25 protein-coding genes and 2 pseudogenes are annotated in these 23,426 nt (G+C 71.0%); 12 read left to right on the top strand and 15 right to left on the bottom strand.

The features are described 5' to 3' along the window. Positions 1-94 precede the first annotated feature (94 nt). Both ABTZ91_RS16250 and ABTZ91_RS16245 read left to right on the top strand, forming a co-directional pair. On the top strand, positions 95-1,807 hold the full coding sequence (locus ABTZ91_RS16250) for a hypothetical protein (protein WP_352077797.1): 1,713 nt from the start codon (positions 95-97) through the stop codon (positions 1,805-1,807). Positions 1,808-1,934: 127 nt separating this feature from the next. Further along, a complete protein-coding gene (locus tag ABTZ91_RS16245) occupies positions 1,935-2,267 on the top strand; it encodes a hypothetical protein (protein WP_352077796.1) in 333 nt (110 codons plus the stop codon). Positions 2,268-2,509: 242 nt separating this feature from the next. Here the strand turns inward: ABTZ91_RS16245 and ABTZ91_RS16240 are convergent. From ABTZ91_RS16240 to ABTZ91_RS16225, 4 genes and pseudogenes are all read right to left on the bottom strand, one after another. Next, a pseudogene (locus ABTZ91_RS16240) lies at positions 2,510-2,668 on the bottom strand (cytidine deaminase); the annotation flags it as partial. A 156-nt stretch (positions 2,669-2,824) separates the two neighbouring features. Beyond that, positions 2,825-3,700, bottom strand: a complete 876-nt coding sequence (locus tag ABTZ91_RS16235; protein ID WP_352077795.1) for a polysaccharide deacetylase family protein — start codon at positions 3,698-3,700, stop codon at positions 2,825-2,827. Positions 3,701-3,717: 17 nt separating this feature from the next. Beyond that, a complete protein-coding gene (locus ABTZ91_RS16230) occupies positions 3,718-4,584 on the bottom strand; it encodes a PPK2 family polyphosphate kinase (RefSeq protein ID WP_352077794.1) in 867 nt (288 codons plus the stop codon). A 121-nt stretch (positions 4,585-4,705) separates the two neighbouring features. Further along, on the bottom strand, positions 4,706-5,455 hold the full coding sequence (locus tag ABTZ91_RS16225; RefSeq protein ID WP_352077793.1) for a TetR family transcriptional regulator: 750 nt from the start codon (positions 5,453-5,455) through the stop codon (positions 4,706-4,708). Between the two features lie 76 nt (positions 5,456-5,531). On the opposite strand from ABTZ91_RS16225, the gene ABTZ91_RS16220 reads away from it, so the two are divergent. Continuing rightward, entirely contained in the window at positions 5,532-6,470 is a 939-nt protein-coding gene (locus ABTZ91_RS16220) for an oxidoreductase (protein WP_407077964.1), read from the top strand. Between the two features lie 144 nt (positions 6,471-6,614). Here the strand turns inward: ABTZ91_RS16220 and ABTZ91_RS16215 are convergent, their stop codons facing one another. From ABTZ91_RS16215 to zapE, 3 genes are all read right to left on the bottom strand, one after another. Further along, positions 6,615-7,994 (bottom strand): alkaline phosphatase PhoX, encoded by a 1,380-nt coding sequence (locus ABTZ91_RS16215; protein WP_352077792.1) that lies wholly within the window; start codon positions 7,992-7,994, stop codon positions 6,615-6,617. 160 nt (positions 7,995-8,154) lie between these two features. Further along, a complete protein-coding gene (locus tag ABTZ91_RS16210) occupies positions 8,155-8,580 on the bottom strand; it encodes an OsmC family protein (protein ID WP_352077791.1) in 426 nt (141 codons plus the stop codon). A 34-nt stretch (positions 8,581-8,614) separates the two neighbouring features. Continuing rightward, positions 8,615-9,709: a cell division protein ZapE gene (zapE, locus tag ABTZ91_RS16205; RefSeq protein WP_352077790.1), complete on the bottom strand. Its 1,095-nt coding sequence runs from the start codon at positions 9,707-9,709 to the stop codon at positions 8,615-8,617. A gap of 36 nt (positions 9,710-9,745) precedes the next feature. Here zapE and ABTZ91_RS16200 point away from each other — a divergent pair, with 36 nt between their 5' ends. From ABTZ91_RS16200 to msrB, 4 genes are all read left to right on the top strand, one after another. Continuing rightward, positions 9,746-10,543 carry a pyrimidine reductase family protein gene (locus tag ABTZ91_RS16200; protein ID WP_352077789.1) on the top strand — a complete coding sequence of 266 codons (798 nt, stop codon included), beginning with the start codon at positions 9,746-9,748 and terminating at the stop codon, positions 10,541-10,543. A 106-nt stretch (positions 10,544-10,649) separates the two neighbouring features. Further along, positions 10,650-11,123, top strand: coding sequence for an indole-3-glycerol phosphate synthase (locus tag ABTZ91_RS16195; protein ID WP_352077788.1), 474 nt, complete (start codon positions 10,650-10,652; stop codon positions 11,121-11,123). 125 nt (positions 11,124-11,248) lie between these two features. Then, entirely contained in the window at positions 11,249-12,655 is a 1,407-nt protein-coding gene (gene murC, locus ABTZ91_RS16190) for a UDP-N-acetylmuramate--L-alanine ligase (RefSeq protein ID WP_352077787.1), read from the top strand. Positions 12,656-12,711: 56 nt separating this feature from the next. After that, positions 12,712-13,119: a peptide-methionine (R)-S-oxide reductase MsrB gene (msrB, locus tag ABTZ91_RS16185; RefSeq protein WP_352077786.1), complete on the top strand. Its 408-nt coding sequence runs from the start codon at positions 12,712-12,714 to the stop codon at positions 13,117-13,119. Between the two features lie 54 nt (positions 13,120-13,173). Here msrB and ABTZ91_RS16180 read toward each other — a convergent pair whose 3' ends face one another. After that, on the bottom strand, positions 13,174-13,620 hold the full coding sequence (locus tag ABTZ91_RS16180) for a Fur family transcriptional regulator (RefSeq protein WP_352077785.1): 447 nt from the start codon (positions 13,618-13,620) through the stop codon (positions 13,174-13,176). A 216-nt stretch (positions 13,621-13,836) separates the two neighbouring features. On the opposite strand from ABTZ91_RS16180, the gene katG reads away from it, so the two are divergent. Then, a complete protein-coding gene (gene katG / locus ABTZ91_RS16175; protein ID WP_352077784.1) occupies positions 13,837-16,071 on the top strand; it encodes a catalase/peroxidase HPI in 2,235 nt (744 codons plus the stop codon). Between the two features lie 74 nt (positions 16,072-16,145). Here katG and leuE read toward each other — a convergent pair whose 3' ends face one another. The 3 genes from leuE to ABTZ91_RS16160 are packed head-to-tail and all read right to left on the bottom strand — an operon-like array spanning position 16,146 to position 18,140. Then, complete coding sequence (gene leuE, locus ABTZ91_RS16170; RefSeq protein WP_352077783.1) at positions 16,146-16,796, bottom strand: leucine efflux protein LeuE; 651 nt, start codon at positions 16,794-16,796, stop codon at positions 16,146-16,148. A 38-nt stretch (positions 16,797-16,834) separates the two neighbouring features. After that, on the bottom strand, positions 16,835-17,002 hold the full coding sequence (locus ABTZ91_RS16165) for a hypothetical protein (protein WP_352077782.1): 168 nt from the start codon (positions 17,000-17,002) through the stop codon (positions 16,835-16,837). Beyond that, positions 16,983-18,140 carry a B12-binding domain-containing radical SAM protein gene (locus ABTZ91_RS16160; RefSeq protein ID WP_352077781.1) on the bottom strand — a complete coding sequence of 386 codons (1,158 nt, stop codon included), beginning with the start codon at positions 18,138-18,140 and terminating at the stop codon, positions 16,983-16,985. Before ABTZ91_RS16160 ends, ABTZ91_RS16165 begins: the two co-directional genes overlap by 20 nt. Before the next feature lie 236 nt (positions 18,141-18,376). On the opposite strand from ABTZ91_RS16160, the gene ABTZ91_RS16155 reads away from it, so the two are divergent. Together ABTZ91_RS16155 and ABTZ91_RS16150 are read left to right on the top strand one after the other, a co-directional pair. Then, on the top strand, positions 18,377-19,132 hold the full coding sequence (locus ABTZ91_RS16155) for a hyaluronoglucosaminidase (RefSeq protein ID WP_352077780.1): 756 nt from the start codon (positions 18,377-18,379) through the stop codon (positions 19,130-19,132). Between the two features lie 15 nt (positions 19,133-19,147). Next, complete coding sequence (locus ABTZ91_RS16150) at positions 19,148-19,312, top strand: hypothetical protein (protein WP_352077779.1); 165 nt, start codon at positions 19,148-19,150, stop codon at positions 19,310-19,312. Between the two features lie 12 nt (positions 19,313-19,324). Here ABTZ91_RS16150 and ABTZ91_RS16145 read toward each other — a convergent pair whose 3' ends face one another. The 3 genes and pseudogenes from ABTZ91_RS16145 to ABTZ91_RS16135 form a co-directional block, all read right to left on the bottom strand. Further along, positions 19,325-20,095, bottom strand: coding sequence for an SDR family oxidoreductase (locus tag ABTZ91_RS16145; protein ID WP_352077778.1), 771 nt, complete (start codon positions 20,093-20,095; stop codon positions 19,325-19,327). Next, a complete protein-coding gene (locus tag ABTZ91_RS16140; RefSeq protein WP_352077777.1) occupies positions 20,095-20,340 on the bottom strand; it encodes a DUF397 domain-containing protein in 246 nt (81 codons plus the stop codon). The genes ABTZ91_RS16145 and ABTZ91_RS16140 overlap by 1 nt, the downstream gene beginning before the upstream one ends. After that, a pseudogene (locus tag ABTZ91_RS16135) lies at positions 20,337-21,163 on the bottom strand (Scr1 family TA system antitoxin-like transcriptional regulator). The gene ABTZ91_RS16140 and the pseudogene ABTZ91_RS16135 overlap by 4 nt, the downstream one beginning before the upstream one ends. 129 nt (positions 21,164-21,292) lie before the next feature. On the opposite strand from ABTZ91_RS16135, the gene ABTZ91_RS16130 reads away from it, so the two are divergent. Continuing rightward, positions 21,293-21,760, top strand: a complete 468-nt coding sequence (locus ABTZ91_RS16130) for an ATP-binding protein (RefSeq protein WP_352077776.1) — start codon at positions 21,293-21,295, stop codon at positions 21,758-21,760. Continuing rightward, positions 21,757-22,497 (top strand): hypothetical protein, encoded by a 741-nt coding sequence (locus ABTZ91_RS16125; protein ID WP_352077775.1) that lies wholly within the window; start codon positions 21,757-21,759, stop codon positions 22,495-22,497. The genes ABTZ91_RS16130 and ABTZ91_RS16125 overlap by 4 nt, the downstream gene beginning before the upstream one ends. Before the next feature lie 6 nt (positions 22,498-22,503). On the opposite strand, the gene ABTZ91_RS16120 is transcribed toward ABTZ91_RS16125, so the two are convergent. Further along, the gene (locus ABTZ91_RS16120) at positions 22,504-23,415 is read right to left on the bottom strand and encodes an NAD(P)H-dependent oxidoreductase (protein WP_352077774.1); all 912 of its coding nucleotides are present in this window, start codon (positions 23,413-23,415) and stop codon (positions 22,504-22,506) included. Between the last annotated feature and the right edge of the window lie 11 nt (positions 23,416-23,426).

The following is a 23,426-nucleotide window of genomic DNA, read 5'->3' as shown; positions in this document are numbered from 1 at the left end:
TCACCCCGGTGCCGGGCAACCGGGGGCGGTGAGGGATCATCTGACTTTTGGCGCCCTCGCGCGCTCCCGCAGCCGTTCCGGAAGAGACAGACAGTTGACCACAGCGACGACCCCCGAGCCGACGGCGGAGCGCACACCGCCCCGCGAACTCCTCCGGCGGACCGCACGCCGCTGGGGGCCGGCCGGCGGCGAGATCATCGTGGCCGTGGCCGCCGCGTTGGGCTTCACCGTGTGGGGGCTGTCCGTCGGCAACAGCCCCATCACCCGCGTGGGGCAGGTCAGCGGCCTGTCGAACCTCCAGCTGAGGTTCGCCGTCCTCACCCTGGTCGTCCTCGCCGTCGTCGGCTGGGCGACCGTCCGCGCCACCCCGCGCGTGCGGCGGCTCACCACCCGGCTCGCGGCCGCGGCCATCGCCGGGCTCAGCACCGGTTTCCTCGGAGCGGGCCAGGTCTTCGCGCTGCGGGGCACGCCCTGGCCACTGAACGGGCCGTTCGGTGACAACAACCGGATCCTCGGCTGGGCGGAGGAGGTGCTGCACACCGGTGCGATGGACGGTTTCTATCCGCCGGCGGTGCCGTACGTCATCGGGTACGTGGCCAAGGTCGGGCTCTTCGACGGTGAGCCGGCGCTGGCGTTCAAGTGGGTGTTCATCGCGTTCGTGGCGCTGACCGGGCCAGCCGCCTACCTGCTGTGGCGGATGTGTCTGAAGCCGCTGCCCGCGCTCGCCGTCGGTCTGCTGCCCGCGCTCCAGCAGACGCTGCCGCACAAGCCGTACAGCCCGCTCGTGCTCGTCCTGCTGCTGCCGCTGATCGCGAAGCTGCTGATGTGGCTGCGGGCCTCGCCCCGCTTCTCGACGCGCGGCACCGCGCTGCGCGGCGGATTCCTCGGACTGCTCTTCGGGCTGCTGTTCCTGATCTACTCGGGCTGGCACCTGTGGTCGCTGCCCGGCGTGCTGGTCGCCGTCCTCTTCTTCTACCCGTGGCACACCGGCCGGCTGCGCGGCCTGCTCTTCCTCGGCAGCTCGCTGCTCGGCTTCCTGCTGGTGGCGGGGGTCTACCTGCGGGTCCTGCTCGGTGCGACCAGCACGCGCGACCAGTGGTGCTCGGGCTACACGCTGACCGAGCCGGCCTACATCGGCACCACGCCGCTGAGCGGCCTCGCCTGGGACGAGCCGGGGGAGTACCCGGGCTTCGGTGAGTTCTCCGGTCTGCACATGTACGCGGTGATCGTGCTGATCGGCCTCGGCTTCGCCGTGGCGCTCGGCCTGCGCAAGGCCGTGGTGGTCGCCCCGCTCGCGTGCTTCGGCAGTGCGTGGCTGATCCGCTTCTTCCTGGCCGGTCGCATGGAGGCCGACCAGCAGGTGCAGCTCTTCCCGCGCACGATCCTGCAGATCCAGGTGACCCTCACCGCGCTCACGGTCCTCGCCTGCGTCCTCGCGGCCGGGCGGCTCGTGCCGCTTCTCCGCCGGCTCCGAGCCGGTGACACCGGGGAGCGGCGCTTCACCGCGGTCGGCGTGCTGCTCGCCATGGCGCTCGCGGGCGGCATGATCGGCTCCTTCTTCAGCAACCAGTACCTGCCGACCCACCCCGACGAGAAGCTGGCCGGCACCCTGGCCTGGCGCGCCCACCAGTTCGCCAAGCCCGACGGCGACTGCCCGAAATACGCGGACCGAGGGAAGTGCAAGCCGTTCCCCGAGCGCACGTACGTGGAGCAGCCGGTCGAGGTGGACCGCATGGTCTGCGAGTTCCCGTGGCGCAAGGCCCGCAAGGACGGCTCGATCGTCGTCAAGCTGCTCACGAACCCCTAGCCAACTGGCGATCAACCTGCCTTAACTGGGTGGGTGGCGTCATGCGGCTCCGGTCAGGCGTGGTCGTGGTGGCTGAGGTGTGTACGGCGGGTGCCTGACCCCGCGGTCCGTCAGGTTGGATGGCACGGTGGCGAGGCGACCCAAGACGAAGAAGAAGCGGCCCCCCTTCGGCATCCCGAAGGAGATCGTCCTGCTGACCGGGCAAGACGTGTGGCCCTACAGGTTCATCGCCGACGACTCAGGTGGCGGATGCGGCAAGGTCTCGATGCCGTCCGACGCGGCCCCTGAGGAGGTACAGACGGCGATCTTCACGCAGCTTGCGGACCTCACCCGCATGTTCCACGGCGTCGAGATCGACGTCGAGTGGTCCTCCCTGACGCCGGACTCGTGGGTAGGCCACATCCGGGATGTCACCGCGGAGGAGTCTGCTCCGCCTGGCGTGGTACCTGAAGACGGCTGACTACGGATCGGCTCACCGAGCACCGGCGACTACATCGGGGACAGCACCCGAGCCGAGATCGCCTACGCCCGGTCGCTGGGCAAGCCCCTGCGGTTCACACACCGCGAAGTCGACCCAGACGCCTGAAACCGCTCGCTGCCACCTCGACAACCAGGTTTGCAGTCCATCGTCTGAGCGCCCTGCGGCGGCTTGCCGGACGCCCCACCTCACACCCCCCGCACACATCCCTTGGCATTGATCATCTAGGGCGAGGAGCGTGGCTGCTCGGCGTCGAGCTGGTGGTCGGCCCAGACGTAGGTCTCGGGCAGCAGGTCGGTGACGGGGACGGTTCGTACGCGATCGGCTTCGCCGACGATGACCGTGAGGGTCGGGAAGTAGTCGAGGAGGACCTGGCGGCAGCGGAGCGAGTGCGGGCGACGTGCGCCGCCGCCTGGATGAGCTCGTGGTCGACGGGAGGGGGCTGCGTGGTCATTCCGCTTTCTTCGTCAGGTGTCACGCGACGTTGACCCGAGTGACGAAGGAGCGCAAACGAATATCCGAGGTGGGCCCGTTCCGCCTCAGCGGCTCATCAGCTCCGACACCTTCACGAAGCGGTAGCCCCGCGCGCGCAGTTCCGGGACGATGCGGCGGATCGCCGCCTCCGTCACCGGGGCGGCGCTGCGGGTGCAGTGCAGGACGACCAGGGAGCCCGGCTTCACTCCGGCGAGGACCTGGTCGGCGACGGCGTCGGCGTTCTTGGCGAAGGCGTCGCCGCTGACGACGTCCCACTGCACGGCGGTGACACCCGCCGGGGCGAGGGCGCGGCGGGCGTCGTCGTCGTAGCAGCCGCCCGGGAAGCGGAAGTAGGGGACGACGTTGACGGCGCCGGCGTCGCGGAAGGCGTCGAAGGCGCGCTGGACGTCGGCGGCCATGTCGGGCGCGGGCACGGTCGGCAGGCCGTAGCAGGGGGTGGCGAAGGCGTAGTGGCTGAACGAGTGGTTGGCGATCTCGAAGAGCGGGTCGGTCCCGATGGAGCGGGCCTGGTCCGGGTACTCCTCGGCCCAGCGGCCCGTCATGAACACCGTCGCGTCCACCTTCAGACGGCGCAGGGTCGCGATCAGCTCCGGGTTGTCGAAGCGTTCGCCCCGCGCCGCGCGCGGGCCCTGGTCGGCCGTCATGTCGGCGTCGAAGGTGAGCGCGACGACCTTCTCCGCGCCCGTCGTCCGGTGGGTGTAGACGGGCGTGAGACCGCCGGCCGCCGGGGCGAGCGTCGGCACCTTACGGGCGGGCCGGGCCGCCGGCGCGGCCTGGTGCCCGGGGGCGGGCGGGGCCGCCTTCGCGGCAGGCGTCGTGGCGCTCGCCGATGCCGGCCGCTCGGCCGCGCCCCCGCCGCAGCCGACGAGAACGGCACCCAACAGAGCAAGCGCCGACAGTCTTCGTACAGGAATGGTCACCCACGGAAATTAACCGATCATTGGGTGAGCAGCCGCCTCCGGCACTCCGCCACGTCGAAGTCCGCCGTCGGATACCGCGGGTCCAGCTCCTCCAGATGCTCCAGGAGGAGGGTGCTGATCGCCCAGTTGCGGTACCACTTGCGGTCGGCCGGGACCAGGAACCACGGCGTCCGCTCGGTCGCGCAGCGCGCGAGGGCGATCTCGTACGCCTCCCGGTAGTCGGGCCACAGGGCGCGTTCGTCGATGTCCCCCGGACTGAACTTCCAGTGCTTGTCCGGGTCGTCCAGCCGCTCCAGGAGGCGGACGCGCTGTTCCTCGTACGAGAGGTGGAGGAAGACCTTCACCAGGGTGACCCCGTCGTCGGCGAGGGACCTCTCGAAGGCGTCGATCTCGCCGTAGCGCTCCTCCAGCTCGGCCGGCGGGGCCAGGCCGCGGACCCGGGCGATGAGGACGTCCTCGTAGTGGGAGCGGTCGAAGATGCCGATCTCGCCGGGCCGGGGGAGCGCCTGGGTGATCCGCCACAGGAAGGGATGGGCGCGCTCCTCCTCCGTCGGGGCCTTGAAGGCGCGGACCCGGCAGCCGGACGGGTTGAAGTGGCCGATCACGTGCTTGACCGTGCCGCCCTTGCCGCTGGTGTCCATGCCCTGGAGCACCAGGAGCAGACGGCGCCGGTCGCCGGCCGTGCTCGCCGCGAAGAGGCGTTCCTGGAGGTCGGCCAGCCGCGGGCCGAGCGCGGTCGTGGCGGCGACGCCGGCCGTCTTGCCGGGCGGGCCGCCGGGCGTCGCGGCGGCGTCGTACGCGCGCAGGTCGACCCGCTCGCCCACCGGGAGCTTCAGCACCTCCCGCAGCCGACCCTGCCCCGCGAAGGGTTTTCTTGCCGACATCCGCCGCCCGCCTTCCCTGTCCGGGATCGGTCCGGGACCCGTCCTGGATTCGTCCGGGGCCACTTCCGGGACGTGTCCAGAATCCGTCCGGGGCCCGTCCGGTGTCGCTTCGCTGTCGCTGCTACCGATCCTGCGCGTCCAGCGCCGGTGCCACCACCGCGAACGCCCGGTCGAGCAGCTCCAGCGGGTCCTTCGCCGCCTCGCTGTCGGCCCAGTGCTGGAGCGCCGTGTGGAAGGCGACCAGGGCCGTCCCCGCCGCCAGCCCCGGATACAGGTCGCGGGCCGCGTCCAGCCCCCGGCGCCCGGCCAGCTCCGCCGCCAGGGCCTCGCGCCAGTCGGCCTGCCGCTCCAGGAAGCGGGCGAGGAGCGCGGGCGTGCGCAGGATCAGCTGCACCACGCGCAGGGCGCGGGCCGCGTGGTCGGCGTGGCGGTCGGTGCAGGCGGCGAGCGGTACGGCGACGGCGTGCCGCAGCGACACGGACGGGGGCTCGTCGGCCGGGCGCCCGGCGAGGGCCGCGTGGATGTCGGCGCCCATGCCGGACAGGAACTGCACGACCACGTCCTCCTTGGACGCGAAGTAGCGGAAGAAGGTCCGCTTCGACACCCCCGCGTCGGTCGCGATCTCGTCCACCGTGACCGCGTCGAAGCCCTTCAGGGCCAGGAGCTGGAGCGCCGACTCGGTGAGCTCGGTCGCGACGAGGAGGCGCTTGCGCTCGGCGAGGCTGAGGGCGGAGTCGGCGGCGCTGAGGGCGGGGCCGGTGGGGCCGGCCTGGCCTGCGGCGGCTTTCGGTCCGGCGGAAGCTTTCGGGCCGACGGGATCGGCAAGAGCGGTAGGAGCGGTCCGAGCGGGCGTGGTGGCGTCGGTGGACATGCCGTGATCCTAACCCCGCCCCTGTCACTCGGAGAAGTGCTTGACGCCGAGTGACACGGGCGGCAGCGTGTGACGCATGACCTTGAACGAGCAGCAGCGCTGGAACGCCGATCTCATCCCCGATCTCACCGGTCGCGTCTTCGTGGTCACCGGCGCCAACAGCGGCCTCGGCCTCGCCACCACCCGCGAGCTCGCCCGGCACGGCGGACACGTCGTCCTCGCCGTCCGCGACGAGCGCAGGGGACGCGAGGCGGCCCGGGCCCTCGCCCGCGAGGTGCCCGGCGCCCTCCTGGACGTGCGGCGGCTCGACCTCGCCGACCTCGACTCCGTACGGGAGTTCGCCGGGAAGCTGCGCGCCGACCACGACCGGATCGACGTCCTCGTCAACAACGCGGGCGTGATGGCACCGCCCCGCACCCTCAGCGCGCAGGGCCACGAGCTGCAGTTCGCCGTCAACCACCTCGGCCACTTCGCCCTCACCGGGCTGCTGCTCGACCGCCTCGCGGCCGGCCGTGATCCCCGCGTCGTCACCGTCAGCTCGCTCCAGCACCGCAAGGGCCGGATCGACTTCGACGACCTCCACGGGGAGCGCCGCTACGCACCCATGGGCGCCTACAACGCGTCCAAGCTGGCCAACGCAGTCTTCGGCCACCAGCTCCACCGACGCCTTGCCGCCGCCGGCAGTCCCGTGCGCAGCCTCCTCGCCCACCCCGGCTACACCGCCACCAACCTCCAGAACGACACCCCGGTCGCCCTCGTCCGGCTGGTGTTCGGCCGCGTCCTCGGCCCGCTGCTCGCCCAGGCCCCGGAGGCCGGCGCGCTGCCCCAGCTCTACGCGGCGACCGCCCCGGACGCCGAGGGCGGCACGTTCACCGGGCCGGACGGCCGGGGCGAGCTGCGCGGCGCGCCGACGCGGGTGGCGCTCGCGCCGACGGCGGCCGATCCGGAGACCGGCCGCCGCCTGTGGGAGCTGTCCGAGACGCTCACGGGTGTGCGGTACGAGATACGGGCCTGACCAGCACCACGTGCCCGATCAGCACCACGTGCCCGACTGGCTGGGCCCGATCAGCACCACGTGCCCGACCAGCTCAGCCTGACCAGCACCACGTGCCCGATCAGCCCCACCGGCCCGACCAGCCGGCCCGACCAGCTGACCCGATCAGCGCCACGGCCCCGTCACCGCGAACGTCGTCCCCGGCGTATAGCAGTTGACGTACATCGTTGAGCCGTCCGGCGAGAACGTCACGCCCGCGAACTCGCCCCACTCCGGGGCCTCCGGCGTGCCGATGTTCTGGGCGCCCCGCGCCACCGGGTACACCCGGCCCTTCCGGTCGACGCCGTACACGTGCTGGCCGCCGTCGCCGTCCTCGCAGACCATCAGGCCGCCGGTCGGAGCCAGGCAGATGTTGTCCGGCGACTCGCCCGGGAGCTGGATGTCGGTGCTCGGGCCGAAGACCACCACGAGGGTGAGGCGGCGCCGGTGCGGCTCGTACTTCCACACCTGGCCGAAGTGGGTCGCCCCGGAGCCGTCCCTGGTGCGGGCGAAGGACGACACGAAGTACACCGCGCCCGGACCGTCCCCGCGCCCGCCCCAGTAGCAGCCCTCCAGCTTCTGGGCGTGGGTGATGCCCTTCGAGCCGAAGTCCTGGAGGCGGATGGGGGTCGCGACCGCCTGCGGGTCCGGTACGGGCACCCACTCGACGCCCTCGAAGCACGCGCCCGTCTCCTGGACCACCGACAGGTCCGGCACGCCCGGCACCCGCATCGCCTCCAGGGCGCCGCCCGCGCGCAGCGAACCGGTGCCGCCGAGCGGCTTGTTCGGCAGGAAGCGGTAGAACAGCCCGAACGGGTGCTGGAAGGCGTCCTCCGTCTCGTACACGATCCCGCTCTTCGGATCGACGGCGACGGCCTCGTGCTGGAAGCGGCCCATGGCGGTGAGCGGCACGGCGCCGGTGCGGCGCGGGTCGGCGCCGTCGACCTCGAAGACGAAGCCGTGGTCCTTGGTGTAGCCGTTCGTCCCGGCCTTGTCCTCGGTCTCCTCGCAGGTCAGCCAGGTACCCCAAGGGGTGGGCCCGCCCGCGCAGTTGACGGCGGTGCCGGCGACGCCGACCCGTTCGTCCAGGACGTTGTTCCGCCCGTCGAGGGTGAGGACGGTGCAGCCGCCCTTGGCCGCCGGATCGTAGGTGAGTCCCGCGACGGTCGGGACGCCCGTCCTGGCGGTGGCCCGGTTCTCGTGATTCCGTATCAGGTGGATCCGGCCACGGGGTCCGGCGAACGCCCCCATGCCGTCGTGGTTGCCGGGGACGGGGCCCTCGCCGGAGCGCAGGTGCTCGCCCTGCCGGGAGAGGACCTTGTAGGAGAAGCCGGCCGGGAGGTCGAGCAGGCCGTCCGGGTCGGGGAGCAGCGGGCCGTAGCCGGCGCCGCCGAGGGGAGAGGCGGCCGCGGTCCCGGCGAAGAGTTCGGAGACGGCGCCGGTGAAGGCGATCCCGGCGACGGACGCGCCGGTGCGGGCGAGGATCTGACGTCGTGTTGCGGACATGAGGCAGCAACCCACTTCCTGCGGGAGTACCCCCGTGCCGAAGGCCATGGGGGAGGACAGGACTACGTACGGGTGTGACGCGTGTGACCCGCATGTGTGTATCACGCAGGGTGGTGACACGTGAACATGCGGGACACGCGTTGCCTCGGGTTACGGAGGATCAGACGAGCTCGGCGTCGAGCGTGATCGTCGTTCCCGCCAGTGCCTGGCTCACCGGGCAGTTCTTCTCGCCCTCCTGGGCCAGCCGCCGGAACTCCTCCGCGTCCAGGCCCGGCACCTCGCCGCGCACGGTGAGGTGGCTGCCGGTGATGCCCTTGCCCGGCACGAAGGTGACCTCGGCCGTGGTCTCCAGGCGGGTCGGCGGGGTGTCGTTCTTCGCCAGGACGTTGGAGAACGCCATGTTGTAGCAGGAGGAGTGGGCGGCGGCGATCAGCTCCTCGGGGCTGGTCACCCCGTTCGGCTCCTCGGTGCGGGCCGGCCAGGACACCGGGTACGAGCCGATGCCGGAGGAGTCGAGCGACACGGTGCCCGACCCCTTGAACAGATCGCCCTCCCAGACGTTGCGGGCGGAACGCGTAGCGGCCATGGTGGTTCCCTTCTCATCGGGTACGGCCCCCAAGCTACTGCGCCACGAGTCCCTTCGCGTCCCGTGCCAGGGCGGTGAGCCGGGAGATCGCCCGGAAGTACTTCTTCTTGTATCCGCCGTTCAGCATCTCGTCGCTGAACAGCTTGTCGAAGGGCATCCCGGAGGCGAGCACCGGGATCTCCCGGTCGTAGAGCCGGTCGGCGAGGACGACGAGCCGCAGCGCGGTCGACTGGTCGGGGACCGGCCGCACGTCGGTGAGGCAGACCGCCGTCAGGTCGTCGGTGAGCGCGCCGTACCGGCTCGGGTGAACCCTGGCCAGGTGTTCGAGCAGATGCGGGAAGTCGTCGAGCGAGGCGCCGGGCGTGGCGTACGCGGTCCTGGTGACGACGTCGTCGCTGTACGGGGCCGGGGCCTCGGGCAGGCCGCGGTGGCGGTAGTCCTCGCCGTCGATCCGCAGCGGCCGGAAGTGCGCGGAGAGGCCCTGGATCTCGCGGAGGAAGTCGGCGGCGGCGAACCGGCCCTCGCCGAGCTTGCCGGGCAGCGTGTTGGAGGTGGCGGCGAGCGCCACGCCCGCGTCGACCAGCTTGCCGAGCAGGGTGGACACCAGGACCGTGTCGCCGGGGTCGTCCAGCTCGAACTCGTCGATGCACAGGAGCCGGTGCCCGCTGAGGGTCTTCACCGTCTGCTGGAAGCCGAGGGCGCCCACCAGGTTGGTCAGCTCCACGAAGGTGCCGAAGGCCTTGAGCGCGGGCTCGGCCGGGGTGGCGTGCCACAGGGAGGCCAGCAGGTGGGTCTTGCCGACGCCGTAGCCGCCGTCGAGGTAGATCCCGCGGGGGCCGGCCGGCGCGGCGGACTTCTTCGGGGTCCGGGAGAACCAGCGGCGCTTTCCCGCGCCGGAGGCGTGGGCCCCGCCGAGCCCCTCGGCGAAGCCGCTGAGCACCTTGACGGCGTCGATCTGGCTCGGCTGGTGGGGGTCCGGGATGTACGTGTCGAAGCGCACCGAGTCGAACCGGGGCGGCGGCACCATCTCCGCGACGAGCCGGTCGGCGGGGACGTGGGGCTCTCGGGAGCACAGCGAGAGCGGGGCCGCTTCGGTGGAAGCCGCTTCGGTGATGGCACGGGTCGACACAGTTCCCCACTGTAAGCGCCATGTCAGACTGCGGGGATGCGACGCCTGTTCCCTGTGACGGACATGACAGCCGCCGGTACGCCGGCCCCCGACACCACGGCCGCCTCGGACAGGGAGTGGTCCCTCGACGAGCTCGCCGACGCCTATGCCTATCCCGCGGAGGCCGCCTCCGCCACCTGGCTGCGCGCCAACATGGTCTCCTCGCTCGACGGGGCCGGCCAGCACGACGGCCGCTCGCAGCCGCTGTCCTCCGAGGAGGACATGCGGATCTTCGGGACCCTGCGGGCCCTGGCCGACGTGGTCGTCGTCGGCGCCGAGACCGTACGTCTGGAGGGCTACCGCCCGGCGCGGGCGAGGGAGGCGTTCGCGGCCCGCCGGGCGGCGGCGGGCCAGGGTCCGGCGCCGGTGATCGCCGTCGTGACGGCCTCGCTGGACCTGGATTTCTCGCTTCCGCTTTTCACCGAGCCGCTGGTGCCGACCCTCGTCCTCACGGGTGCCGCGTCCTCCCCGGAGCGGCGGGCGGAGGCCGAGCGGGCGGGCGCGGAGGTGGTGATCGCCGGCGACGGCCCCGGGGTCGAGCCGGAGCGCGCCGTGGCGGCGCTCGCGGAGCGTGGTCTGCGGCGCCAGCTGACCGAGGGCGGGCCCCGTCTGCTCGGCCAGTTCGTGGCCGCGGGGGTGCTCGACGAACTGTGTCTGACGATCTCGCCGACCATGACGGCGGGCAGCGCCCAGCGGATCGCCGGGGGCCCCTTCGTCGAGGTTCCGAAACGCTTCGCCGTGGCGTCGGTGCTGGAGCAGGACGGCTTCCTCTTCACCCGCTACCGTCGGATCTGACAATCGGCGGAATTTGTCGTTCCGCTTAGCGTCAGCTGGGCACAATCACTCTCGCAGTCCCCGTGCGGGCACGGGGAAGGATGGTTTCCGCAGAAGGGCTCCTGAGGTGTTCACAAGCGTTCTGATGATCGAGAAGCCCCTGACGTCCGTCGACGTGGATTTCGTCACCACCCTGCACGGCGACGAGGGCGTGTCCTTCATCGTTCTGATGCAGCCGCGCGGTGACCAGGCCGATGTACTGCTGCGTGCCATCGACGACGTCGCCATGGGCGACCTGAAGGAAGCGGCCCGCGAGGGCGAGAAACCGGAGGGCAAGGCCGCCCGGCCGCTCGCCGAGCAGGCCCTGGAGCACTCGCTCCAGGCGCTGAGGGACGCCGGCTGCGAGGCGGTCGGACAAGTGGTCGAGGACCACCCCCTGGACAAGATGAAGTCCGTGGTCGACGAGGTGAACGCCGACGAGGTGATCGTGCTGACCGCCCCGCACTACGTGGAGGAGTTCTTCCACCGCGACTGGGCGTCCCGGGCCCGCCACAAGGTGGGCGTTCCGGTGCTGAAGCTGTTCGCGCACAGCGAGGAGTAGACGAGGAGCAGGACCGCCCCGGGCGGCCGGGCCGGGCGCCCGCCCGGGCCGGCCGCCCCCAGCCACTAGGCTGGACCGCGACAGTTCGCCGCAGCATCCGCACGCACCCCCGGGGAGAGAACCGCATGGCACCCGCCATCCCTGCCGCCATGGAACGGCCGCACTTCATCGGCATCGGCGGTGCCGGAATGTCGGGCATCGCGAAGATCCTCGCCCAGCGCGGCGCCAAGGTCTCCGGCAGTGACGCCAAGGAGTCGGCGACCGCCGAGTCCCTGCGGGCCCTGGGCGCCACCGTGCACATCGGCCACGCCGCCGGGCACCTCGCCGACGACGCCACCGCCGTCGTCGTCTCCAGCGCCATCCGCGCCGACAACCCCGAGCTGGCCCGCGCCGCCGAGCTCGGCGTCCCGGTCGTCCACCGCTCCGACGCGCTCGCCTCCCTCATGGACGGTCTGACCGCGATCGCCGTCGCCGGCACCCACGGCAAGACCACCACCACCTCGATGCTGGCCGTCGCCCTGAGCGAGCTCGGTCTCGACCCGTCGTACGCCATCGGCGGCGACCTCGCGGGCCCCGGCACCAACGCCCGCCACGGCGACGGCGAGATCTTCGTCGCCGAGGCCGACGAGAGCGACCGCAGCTTCCAGAAGTACGACCCGAGCGTCGCGATCGTCCTCAACGTCGAACTGGACCACCACGCGAACTACGCGTCGATGGACGAGATCCACGAGTCCTTCGAGGCCTTCGCCGCCAAGATCCGTCCCGGAGGCGCACTCGTCGTCGGCGAGCACGAGGGCGCCCGCGAGCTGGCCGCCCGGGTCTCCCGCCGCCGCGAGGACATCGAGATCACCCGGGTGGGAGAGCGGGAGGACGCCGACGTCCGCATCCTCGCCATCGAGCCCAAGGGCATGACCAGCGAGGTCACCGTCTCCCTCTGGGGCGGGGACGCGATCACCTTCACCGTCTCGGTCCCCGGCCGGCATTACGCGCACAACGCCGCCGCCGCCCTCGCCGCGGGCGTGCACGCCGGGATCGCCCCGGACCACCTGGCCCGGGCCCTCACCGCGTACACCGGCGTCGGCCGCCGCCTCCAGCTCAAGGGCGAGGCCGCGGACGTCCAGGTCATCGACTCGTACGCGCACCACCCCACCGAGATGACCGCCGACCTGGAGGCCATGCGCGGCGCCGCCGGGGCCTCCCGGCTGCTCGTCGTCTTCCAGCCGCACCTCTTCTCCCGCACCCAGGAGCTGGGCCGGGAGATGGGCGAGGCCCTCGCGCTCGCCGACGCCTCCGTGGTCCTGGACATCTACCCGGCCCGCGAGGACCCGATCCCGGGCGTCACCAGCGAGCTGATCATCGCCGCGGCCGTCGCCGCCGGCGCCGACGTCACGCCCGTCCATGACAAGGCGGCCGTCCCCGAGGTGATCGCGGGAATGGTGAAGCCCGGCGACATGGTTCTGACGATGGGCGCGGGCGACGTCACCGACCTGGGCCCGAAGATCCTCGACCGGCTCGACCGGCTCGCGCAGTAGGCGAGCGAGCCGAAGCGGGGAAGCCGCCGACGTAGGCACGACAGGGGAGCGAGCTCATGGCGTACGAGGTCGAGAAGACCGACGAGGAATGGCAGGCCCAGCTGACCCCGGCGGAGTACCAGGTGCTCCGGCTGGCCGGCACCGAGCCCCCCTTCCGCGGTGAGTACACGGACACCAAGACGAAGGGCGTCTACTCCTGCCGCGCCTGCGGAGCGGAGCTCTTCACGTCGAACGAGAAGTTCGAGTCGCCCTGCGGCTGGCCGTCCTTCTACGACCCGAAGGACAGCGACGCGGTCGAACTGGTCGCCGACACCTCCCACGGCATGATCCGCACCGAGGTCCGCTGCGCCCGCTGCGGCTCCCACCTGGGCCATGTCTTCGAGGGCGAGGGCTACCCGACCCCCACGGACCAGCGCTACTGCATCAACTCGATCTCGCTCCGGCTGGAGCCGGACGAGAGCTGAGCGGCCCCACCCACCGGACCCCGAGCCGGCCCGCGCACCCGCGCGCGGGCCGGCTCAGCCGTTCCCGGGTTCAGGGCTCTCCTCCGCCGCCGTCCCGCACACCGGGCACAGCCCCCGGTACGTGATCTCCACGCCCGTCACCGTGAACCCGAACCGCTCCGTCTCCGGCAGGCCGACCAGCGCGTCGCCCTCCGGGTGGACGTCCCGGACCGTGCCGCAGCCCGCGCAGACCAGGTGCTGGTGGGCCCGGTGGGCGTTCGGGTCGTAGCGCTTGGCGCGGCCCACGCTGGAGACCTCGATCACCTCGCCCAGCGACACCAGCTCGCCCAGCGTGTTGTAGACGGTGGCGCGGGAGATCTCCGGCAGCCGCTCCGTCGCGCGCGCCAGCACCTCGTCGGCCGTCAGGTGGATGTGCTCGCCGTCGAGGACCTCGGCGACCACGCGGCGCTGGGCGGTCATCCGCCAGCCGCGACGGCGAAGCCGTTCCAGCAGGTTGCTCATGGTCCTGGTCCCCCAGCCTCGCACGGCGACAGTAGACGAATCAGCCACGAAGAACGTGGCAAGGTCTGACCGTCGTATTGACTTGGACTGAGTCCACCATAGGATCTACTCCAGTAGTAGCCAAGAGGGTGTGCACCGGCCACACCGATACCCACACCGGCGCCTCGGCAGTCATTACCCGAGCTCGCGATCCGAATGGTTCGGAAGGAAGACCCGATGTCTGAGCAGAATCACGATCCGCTGGTCACCGAAGACGAGGCGGCGAAGGGCGTCGGCGGCTGCCCGGTCGCGCACGACCGCGCCCCGCACCCCACCCAGGGCGGCGGCAACCGCCAGTGGTGGCCGGAGCGGCTGAACCTGAAGATCCTCGCCAAGAACCCCGCCGTGGCGAACCCGCTCGGTGAGGACTTCGACTACGCCGAGGCGTTCAAGGCCCTCGACCTCGCGGCCGTCAAGCGGGACATCGCCGAGGTGCTCACCACCTCCCAGGACTGGTGGCCGGCCGACTTCGGCCACTACGGCCCGCTGATGATCCGCATGGCCTGGCACAGCGCCGGCACCTACCGCATCAGCGACGGCCGCGGCGGCGCCGGCGCCGGCCAGCAGCGCTTCGCCCCGCTGAACAGCTGGCCGGACAACGGCAACCTGGACAAGGCCCGCCGTCTGCTGTGGCCGGTCAAGAAGAAGTACGGCCAGAGCATCTCCTGGGCCGACCTCATGATCCTCACCGGCAACGTCGCCCTGGAGACGATGGGCTTCAAGACCTTCGGCTTCGCCGGCGGCCGCGAGGACGTCTGGGAGGCCGAGGAGGACGTCTACTGGGGTCCCGAGACCACCTGGCTCGGCGGTGACGAGCGCTACAGCGGCGACCGCGAGCTGGAGAGCCCGCTTGGCGCCGTCCAGATGGGCCTGATCTACGTCAACCCGGAGGGCCCCAACGGCAACCCGGACCCCATCGCCGCGGCCCGCGACATCCGCGAGACCTTCCGCCGGATGGCGATGAACGACGAGGAGACCGTCGCCCTCATCGCCGGCGGCCACACCTTCGGCAAGGCCCACGGCGCGGGCCCGGCGGACAACGTCGGCGCCGACCCCGAGGGCGCCCCGCTGGAGCAGCAGGGCCTCGGCTGGAAGAACTCGTACGGCACCGGCAAGGGCGCCGACACGATCACCTCCGGCCTGGAGGTCACCTGGACCACCACCCCGGCCAAGTGGGGCCACGACTTCTTCAAGCACCTCTTCGAGTACGACTACGAGCTCACCAAGAGCCCGGCCGGCGCCCACCAGTGGGTCGCCAAGGACGCTCCGGAGGTCATCCCGGACGCGTACGACCCGGAGAAGAAGTACCGCCCGACGATGCTCACCACCGACCTGTCGCTGCGCTTCGACCCGGTCTACGAGCAGATCTCGCGCCGCTTCTACGAGAACCCGGAGGAGTTCGAGGACGCCTTCGCCCGCGCCTGGTACAAGCTGACGCACCGCGACCTCGGCCCGGTCGTCCGCTACCTCGGCCCGGAGGTCCCCTCCGAGGTCCTCCTGTGGCAGGACCCGCTGCCGGCCCGCACGTACGAGCTGATCGACGACGCCGACATCGCCTCCCTCAAGGAGCGCATCCTCGGCTCGGAGCTCACCGTCACCCAGCTGGTCTCCGCCGCCTGGGCCGCCGCCTCCTCCTTCCGCGGCAGTGACAAGCGCGGCGGCGCCAACGGCGGCCGCATCCGCCTGGAGCCGCAGCGCAACTGGGAGGTCAACAACCCGGACGAGCTCGCCCAGGTGCTGCGCGTCCTGGAGGGCATCCAGGAGTCCTTCAACTCCGCCCAGACCGGCGGCAAGCAGGTCTCCCTCGCCGACCTCGTCGTCCTCGCGGGCACCGCGGCCGTCGAGAAGGCCGCCAAGGACGCCGGCCTCGACGTCGAGGTCCCGTTCACGGCCGGCCGCGTGGACGCCTCCCAAGAGCAGACGGACGTCGAGTCCTTCGCCGCCCTGGAGCCGGCCGCCGACGGCTTCCGCAACTACGTGGGCAAGGGCCAGCGCCTCCCCGCCGAGTACCTGCTGCTCGACAAGGCGAACCTGCTCACCCTCTCCGCCCCGGAGACCACGGTCCTCGTCGGCGGCCTGCGCGCCCTGGGCGTGACCCAGCCGCAGACCTCGCTCGGCGTCTTCACCGAGACCCCGGGCAAGCTGACGAACGACTTCTTCGTCAACCTGCTCGACCTCGGCACGACCTGGAAGTCCACCTCCGCCGACCAGACCACCTTCGAGGGCCGCGACGCGGCCACCGGCGAGGTCAAGTGGACCGGCACCCGCGCCGACCTGGTCTTCGGCTCGAACTCCGAGCTGCGCGCGCTCGCCGAGGTGTACGCCTCCGACGACGCGAAGGAGAAGTTCGTGAAGGACTTCGTCGCGGCCTGGAGCAAGGTCATGGACCTGGACCGGTTCGACCTGGTCTGATCGGGTCGTCTGATCGGGCTGAGTGAGACAGGGCCCCGGCGGTTTTCCGCCGGGGCCCTGTCGGTTGTTCCTCGCTAGTTGCTCGTCGTGGCCAGCTTCGCCGCGAAGCCGAGGAACAGCGCCCCCGCCCCCGTCGTCAGCCCGGCCGACAGCTTCCGGCGGCGGCGGAACTGCGCGGCGAGGTACGTGCCGCCGAGGATCAGCGCGGTCACGTACGCGACGCTGATGACCTGGTAGACGAGGGCGAGCAGCACGAACGACAGGCCCGGGTGGGCGTAGTCGGGGTCGACGAACTGCACGAAGAACGAGATGAAGAACAGGATCGCCTTCGGGTTGAGGACGGTGATCAGCAGCGAGCGCCGGAACAGCCGCCCCGGAGCCGGCGACGGCTCCGGGGCGTCCGTCTCGCTCTTCTCCTGACGACGCCGCCACATCGCCCAGGCCGCCCGGATCATGCCCACGGCGATCCAGGTGAGATAGCCGGCGCCGGCGTATTTCACGATGGCGAACAGCAGATCGTTCGTCTGGAGCAGGGAGGCGAGGCCGGCCGCCGTCGCCGTCATGAGCAGCGTCTCACCGAGGAACACCCCGGCCGCGGCACGGTATCCGGCCCTCACCCCGAGCCGCGCGGCGACCGAGAGCGTGAACAGGGAACTCGGCCCCGGCAGCAGAATGATCAGCAGAGCGCCCGCGGTGTACGTGAGCAGGTTCTCGACTCCCAGCATTCCGGCACCTTCCTCCTGGAACCCCGGCGGGTTCGCCGCTAACCGACGTTGTTTCCCGTACGCACGTTGTGCGCGCTCACCATCTCGTCGACCTCGCCGATGCGCTCCAGGGCGTACTTCTCGCTGATGTGGGTGAGGTTGTCCGCCCAGAAGGCTCCCAGCTCGTCGATGTCGAGCAGGTCCTGATCACCGAACCTGGCGAACATCTCCTTGCGGTCCTCCCGTGTCACCGTGATTCCGAGAGCGGCCAGGTAGCTGTCGAAACGAGGCGTGGACGGAGATCCCCGCCTTGTTGAGCATGCGGATGGCTTCGAGGTTGGTCTCGCCCGTCGTCTTGTTCTTCCGCTGGGCCTCCAGCATCTCGGGGTCGGCGGCGTCCAGGCCGATGTTGGCGCGGGTGACGCCGAGGCGCCGGAGCTTGTCGACGTTGTTGCGCTTGGTCAGGCCGAGGGCGCGCGCGTAGACCATGACCTGCAGTTCACCGTGGTCGATACGGCGCTTCAGATGCGGCGGCATGGCGTCGATGAGGGCGTCCACATAGCGGGGGCTGGCGGTGAAGCTGTCGTAGACCTCGAAGAACAGGTTGATGCCGTGCTCGCGGTTGTACTGGTCGATCGCCGTCCAGAAACCGCGCGGGTCACCGGTGTTGACCGTCAGGTCGGCGATGGAGCAGTACGTGCAGCGCTTGTGGCCGTTCTCGCAGCCGCGCGCGTTGTTCACCGTCACGGGCCGGACCGTGTGGCCGTGGAGGTGGCCGAACTGCTCACGGTAATTGTCGGCATAGACGTCGAGGACGTCGTCGATGAAGGAGAGGTCCGGAATGGTGTTGCGCAGGGAAAGCGCGTATTTCGGTGCCGGATTGAGGTGGATCCGGCCGTCCTTCCGGTAGGCGAGCGAGGACACCTCCGACACGTCGGCGCCGTCCACCAGAGCGCGGACCAGTTGCACGAACGGTATCTCGCCGCCGTCGTTGGCTATCACGTAGTCGATCTGCGGCCTGTTGCGGAGGATCATTTCGGGAAAGAAGATCGCGTGATCGTCGCCGAGGACGACCTTCGCCCCGCCGGCCTTCGCGGTCTCGGCGATCTTCAGGGCCTCCGAGTAGGTCGGGGTCAGCGCGCTGATCCCCACGACATCGGGCGCGTAGTCCCGGACGGCCTGCCGCACGGTCTCGGTGTTGCTGATGCCGCCGTCGACGACGCGGATGTCGACCCGGTCGCCCAGGGCGTCGCGGGTGGCCGTGGCGAGCTGGACGATCCCGATGTGCGGATAACAGGCGTAGTTCGACGCGTTCCTGTTGGCCGTGGGGTTGGGGGCGTTCGCGAGCAGGACCTTCAACGTCATTTCATCACCTGGCACAGGCAGAGCGAAGCGGACGGGCCGCACGGACGGATCACGAACGGTTGCATGCGGGAAGTTGCTGTACCAGGCACCAATCGGCCAGCGTGGGGGCTGAAACCGGACGGTACGATTCCATTCGGCCACGGGGAAATGATCAAGACATGACATCAGGGCATGACATGAACCCGCCCTGGCACAATGGCGCCCTCATCGAGCCGAACGATCAAGGGGAGGGGCGCATGGCCGTCACGAGAAGGCTGTTCATGGGCGGATTCACGGCGGGGGCCGTCACCGTCGCCGTCGGGGGGACGGCGACCGAGGCCGAGGCGGCGGGGGAGACCACGACCTTCACCGGTCCGGTCGTCGCCCAGGGCCAGGTCACCGCACCGCGGTACTACGCGGCGGCGCCCGGCGAGGGCCTGTACGTCAAGTCGACCAACACCACGGGCCACGCGGCGACCGTCTTCCTGGACGCGACCTCGGGCGCCGGCTCCGCCCTCAACGTCAGCTCGAACAACGCCGACAACTCGGCCATGTACCTGAAGGGTCACGAGCGGACCGACCGCGGCACCCTCAAGATCGCCCACGTCGGCTACGCCGACGGCTCCGACGCCGGCGCCTCCGCCCTCTCCATCGACCTCCAGACCGCGGGCACCGCCTCCCAGGGCATCTTCGTCACGGCGACCACGGGCCCGACCACCGGCGCCCTGCTGGTCCTGCGCAACAACGCCGGTCGCGAGGACCTCACCGTCGAGGGCAACGGCCTCATCGGCATCGGCATCGACCGCGGCGCCAACCCGCGCGCCCAGGTCCACATCGTGCAGCGCACCGACAAGCCGGGCCTCCTCGTGGAGGGCACCGTCGAGATCGGGAACGTGACGACGCCGCCCACCGGGACCGTCTCCGCCTCGGGCGGCGGCGTGCTCTACTCCCAGGACGGCGACCTGTGGTGGCGCGAGAGCGGCGGCACCCCGCGCCGGATCGCACTCGTCTAGGGGAGGGACCGGATCATGGTGCAGCTCACCCCCGAGGAGCTGGTCGGCGAGTTCCAGGACGCCGTCGTCGAGCTCTACTTCGCCCGGAAGCGGATCCACGCCCTGGAGGCGGAGAACGCCGACCTGAAGGCCCGGCTGGCCGCGGCGCTCCCCCCGCAGGAGGAGGAACCGCGGCCGTAGCCGTCCGTGGCCTCAGTGGACGGACAGGCCGCCGTCCACGAAGAGCGCCTGCCCCGTGAGGTACGCGGAGGCCCGGCTCGCCAGGAAGACGGCCGCCCCCTCGAAGTCCTCGGCGAGCCCGTTCCGCCCGACCATCGTGCGGGCGGCCAGCTCCGCGACCTTGTCGGGGTCGGAGGAGAGGCGGACGTTGAGCGGGGTCATCACGAAGCCCGGTACGAGGGTGTTCACGGTGACCCCGTACGGCGACCAGGCCTCCGCCTGCGAACGGGCCAGGGACTCCAGGGCGCCCTTCGACACCCCGTACGCCCCCGACTGCACGAACGCCCGGTGCGCCTGCTGGGAGGTCACGTGGATGATCCGCCCGAAGCCCCGTTCGGCCATGCCGGGCCCGAAGCGCTGCCCGAGGAGGAACGGCGCCTCCAGGTTCACGGCCATCGTCCGGTCCCACACGTCCTCGCTGAGCTCGGGCAGCGGCGGACGCAGGTTGATCCCGGCCGAGTTGACCAGGATGTCCGGCTCCCCGTACACGGCTGCGGCGGCCTCGGCCGCGGCCCGTATGCCGTCCCGGGTGGAGAGGTCCCCGCTCACCCCGCTCGCCTCGGCACCGCCGGCGGTCAGCTCGTCGACGGCGGCCTTCAGCTCGGCCTCACGCCGCGCCACGATCACCACGGACGCCCCGGCGAGGGCGAGCGCGCGGGCGATGGCCTTGCCGATGCCGGAACTGCCGCCGGTGACGAGGGCGGTGCGGCCGGAGAGGGAGAACAGGTCGTCCAGATAAGTCATTACAGGCGCTCGCACCCGGCCACGAACGCGCCCCAGGCGGCGGGCGCGAGGGAGAGCTGCGCGTCCTCGGGCCGCTTGGAGTCACGGACGTGGACGGTGGTGGGGCAGGCGGCGACCTCGACGCAGTCGCCGTCGCCGCCGCTGCTGTAGCTGGACTTGTGCCAGGAGAGCGCCACTTCGACGCAGTCGCCGCTTCCGCTGCTGCTGTAACTGCTCTTGAACCAGGCCAGGTCTGTGGTGCTCATGTCGCTCCTCGCATCTGCCGCAACAGGCTCTGGGAGTCTTCAAGGGTAAGAGCCTGTGACCGCATCCTGGCATACCCATCTGGAGGATGCCGACGACTTTGGAGTCGGAGATCAGCATGCCGTGCTCCTGGCCTTCGCAGTACGCCTGCCAGCGGTTGTCGGGCGTCTCCAGTAACTGCATCGGCCCGGCAAGTCCCGCATGATGGGTGTGACTCTGCGGCATCACCTGGATCTCGATGTTCCGCTGCTCCGACATCCGCAGGATGTGCTCGATCTGTGCCCGGTGCACCTCCGGACCACCCGTCGGCTTCCGCAGCACGTGCTCCTCGATGATGAAGCTGTACGAGGTGTTGGGCCGCTCGGTCAGAAGCTTCTGCCGCTTCATCCGGGCGACGAGGTTCTCCTCGATCTCGGCGTCCCCCATGGGCGGCAACTGCTGCTCGAAGAGGATTCGTTGGTACGGCTCGATCTGGAGCAGTCCGGGCACGAGCCGGTTCTCGTACGTGTAGAGGCACAACGCCTTCCTCTCCAGCGCCGCCCACCGCCGGAACCAGTTCGCCAGGCCCGGCTCCCGCGACAGGTGCTTCGCCGCGCCCTTGATCGCCCCGAATCCGTCGAGGACCTCCTCCGACTTGTCCACGAGCTTCGGCGAGGGGAACCGCCGTCCCTGCTCCACGGAGGAGACCGTCTCCACCGAGTAGCCCACCTGTGGCGCGAACTCCTCCTGTGTGAGCCGCGCCCGCTTGCGGAACGCCTTGAGCACCTCCCCGAAGGTCTTCAGGCTGTCCGAGGTCTCCGGTTCCGCGTTGTCGTCCGTTGTCATCACGCACACCTCCCACCCCGTATGGTCACGGCCCGTGATGAGTACTGTCCACTGTTCGCACTCGTACGCTTACGGAGCGTACGAGTTTCTGACCTGGGAGACCGCCCCGCGCGCCGTCACAGTGGCCTCATGACTCCCCCGCAGACGCACCAAGAGCCGGTCACCGTACGTGTGTTCACCCAGCGCTTCAGCTCCACCCCGCGCGGCGCCCGCCTCGCCCGCCGGCTCGCCCTCCACCAGCTCGACCGGTGGGGCATCGCCCACGGCACCGCCGTCTCCGAATCCGCCGCCCAGATCGTCGCCGAACTCGCCGCGAACGCCGTCACCCACGGCCGCGTCCCCGGACGGGACTTCGAGCTGGCCCTCGCGTACGAGCCGGAGCACCGACTCCGTATCGACGTCTCCGACACCCGTACCGAACGCCGCCCCGACCTGTCCCCGTCGGCCGCCCCGCTCTCCGAGACGGGTCGCGGTCTCCTCATCGTCGACGCCCTCGCCTCCCGCTGGGAGACCCTGGACCGCCTCCCCGTCGGCAAGACGGTCCGCGCGGAACTCGATCTCACGTTCGGGCCTGCCGGGCTAGTGTTGATCACATGACACGCAGTCACATGACACGCAGCCACGTGACGCTTACGGCCGCCCTGATGGCCTGCCTCGCCCTCTCCGCCTGCTCGACGGACCATGCCCCGGGGGCCACGGCGACGCCGACCTCGGTCACCGCGAAGCCGTCGGGCGGCGCGAAGGGCGAACCGCAGCCGTTCAAGGACGACTCCGACGTCCCGCTGACCGAGCAGTTCCGCCAGAGTGACCTCACCCGGGCGGTCCCCGACGCCGGGGACATCCTGCCCGGCTACTACCCCGGCAGCCTGCACAAGAGCATGCCGGGCGAGGCCGACGACTGCGCTCCCCGGAAGGGCCCGGCGTCGCCGGGGTGGCAGCGGTCGGTCAGCGGCGACTACGACTACCAGGGGTCGACGATCTCGCGCGGGATCGACGTGGACGTCTGCCAGTTCGACACCGTCGCGCACGCGAAGGCGGCGTACGCCCTGTGGCCGGACCGGGAGGAGACGGCCCCGCCCTCCGAGGCGCCGACCCCGGTCGGCGAGGAGTCCCTCTTCCTCGTGCACACCGGATCGAGCGGCATCGTCTGGGGCTACACCCGCTCCGGCACCGTCATCGCCCGGGTCGAGGTCGAGGACGCGGCCGGCGACCCCACCGACGCCCGCCATGTGCTCGCCGCCACCATCAAGCGCCTCCAGCAGGTCCAGGCGGGCCGGCCCCCGACGGCGACGGCGGTCGAGATCGCCGACCTCGACCGGGCCCGGAGGCGGTGACCCCGGTCAGGCCCGTGTCGGCGGTACCGGGCGCACATGGAGGTCCAGGCCGCGCGTGCCCGCCTCCTCCACGCCCGGGAGAAGCCGCATGTCGTGGTCGTAGTCGCCGCCGGTGAGGGAGCGGTACGGGACGGGCTCGTCGGTGAACAGGCCGTCGAGGCGCCGTGCGTACGCCTCCTTCGCGGCGGCGAAGCGCTCCTCGGACAGGTCGACCGTGCCGTACACGGCGAACGGTTCCAGCGGCCGGATGCCCGTGAACCACAGCAGTCCGTGCTGCACGGGGTGCAGCACGCTGCCGAGGTCCCCGTGGATGCCCCGGTCGGAGAACGCGGTCCCGCGCGCCCCGATCGTCACCGACACCAGGGCCCGGCGGCCGCCGAGGGCACCCTCGCTGTACGGCGGCGGGACGGAGGGACCGTAGGCGAAGCCGTTGGTGAAGACGCGGTCGATCCAGCCCTTGAGGATCGCGGGCACGGAGAACCACCACATCGGGAACTGGAGCACGAGCGCGTCCGACCAGAGCAGCTTCTCCTGCTCGGCGGCGACATCGTCGGTCAACCGGCCCGCCAGGGTGGCCCGTTCCTGGCCGGCCAGCACGTCGAGACGGTCGTCCGGCAGGCGGTCGGGGAAGTCGTCGGCGTCGAGCCCGGCCTTCCACTTCATCGCGTACAGGTCCGACACCCGCACCTCGTGCCCAGCCACCCGCAGGCGGTCGACGGCGAAGCCGGCGAGGGCGCCGTTGAGGGAGCGCGGCTCGGGGTGGGCGCTGACGACGAGGACCTTCTTGGGCGGGGTGGATGCGGTGGGTGCGGTGGTGGGTGTGGCGGGTGTGGTGGTGGGTGCGGCGGGTGCGGTCGTGGGTGTGGTGGTGGGTGCGGTGGGTGTGGTTCCCGGCGCGCTCTTCGGTGCGTTCTGCATGACGTCACGCT

It is taken from the genome of Streptomyces sp. NPDC126499, assembly GCF_040302485.1.
Lineage (GTDB): Bacteria > Actinomycetota > Actinomycetes > Streptomycetales > Streptomycetaceae > Streptomyces.
This window is presented reverse-complemented; position numbering and strand designations above follow the sequence as displayed.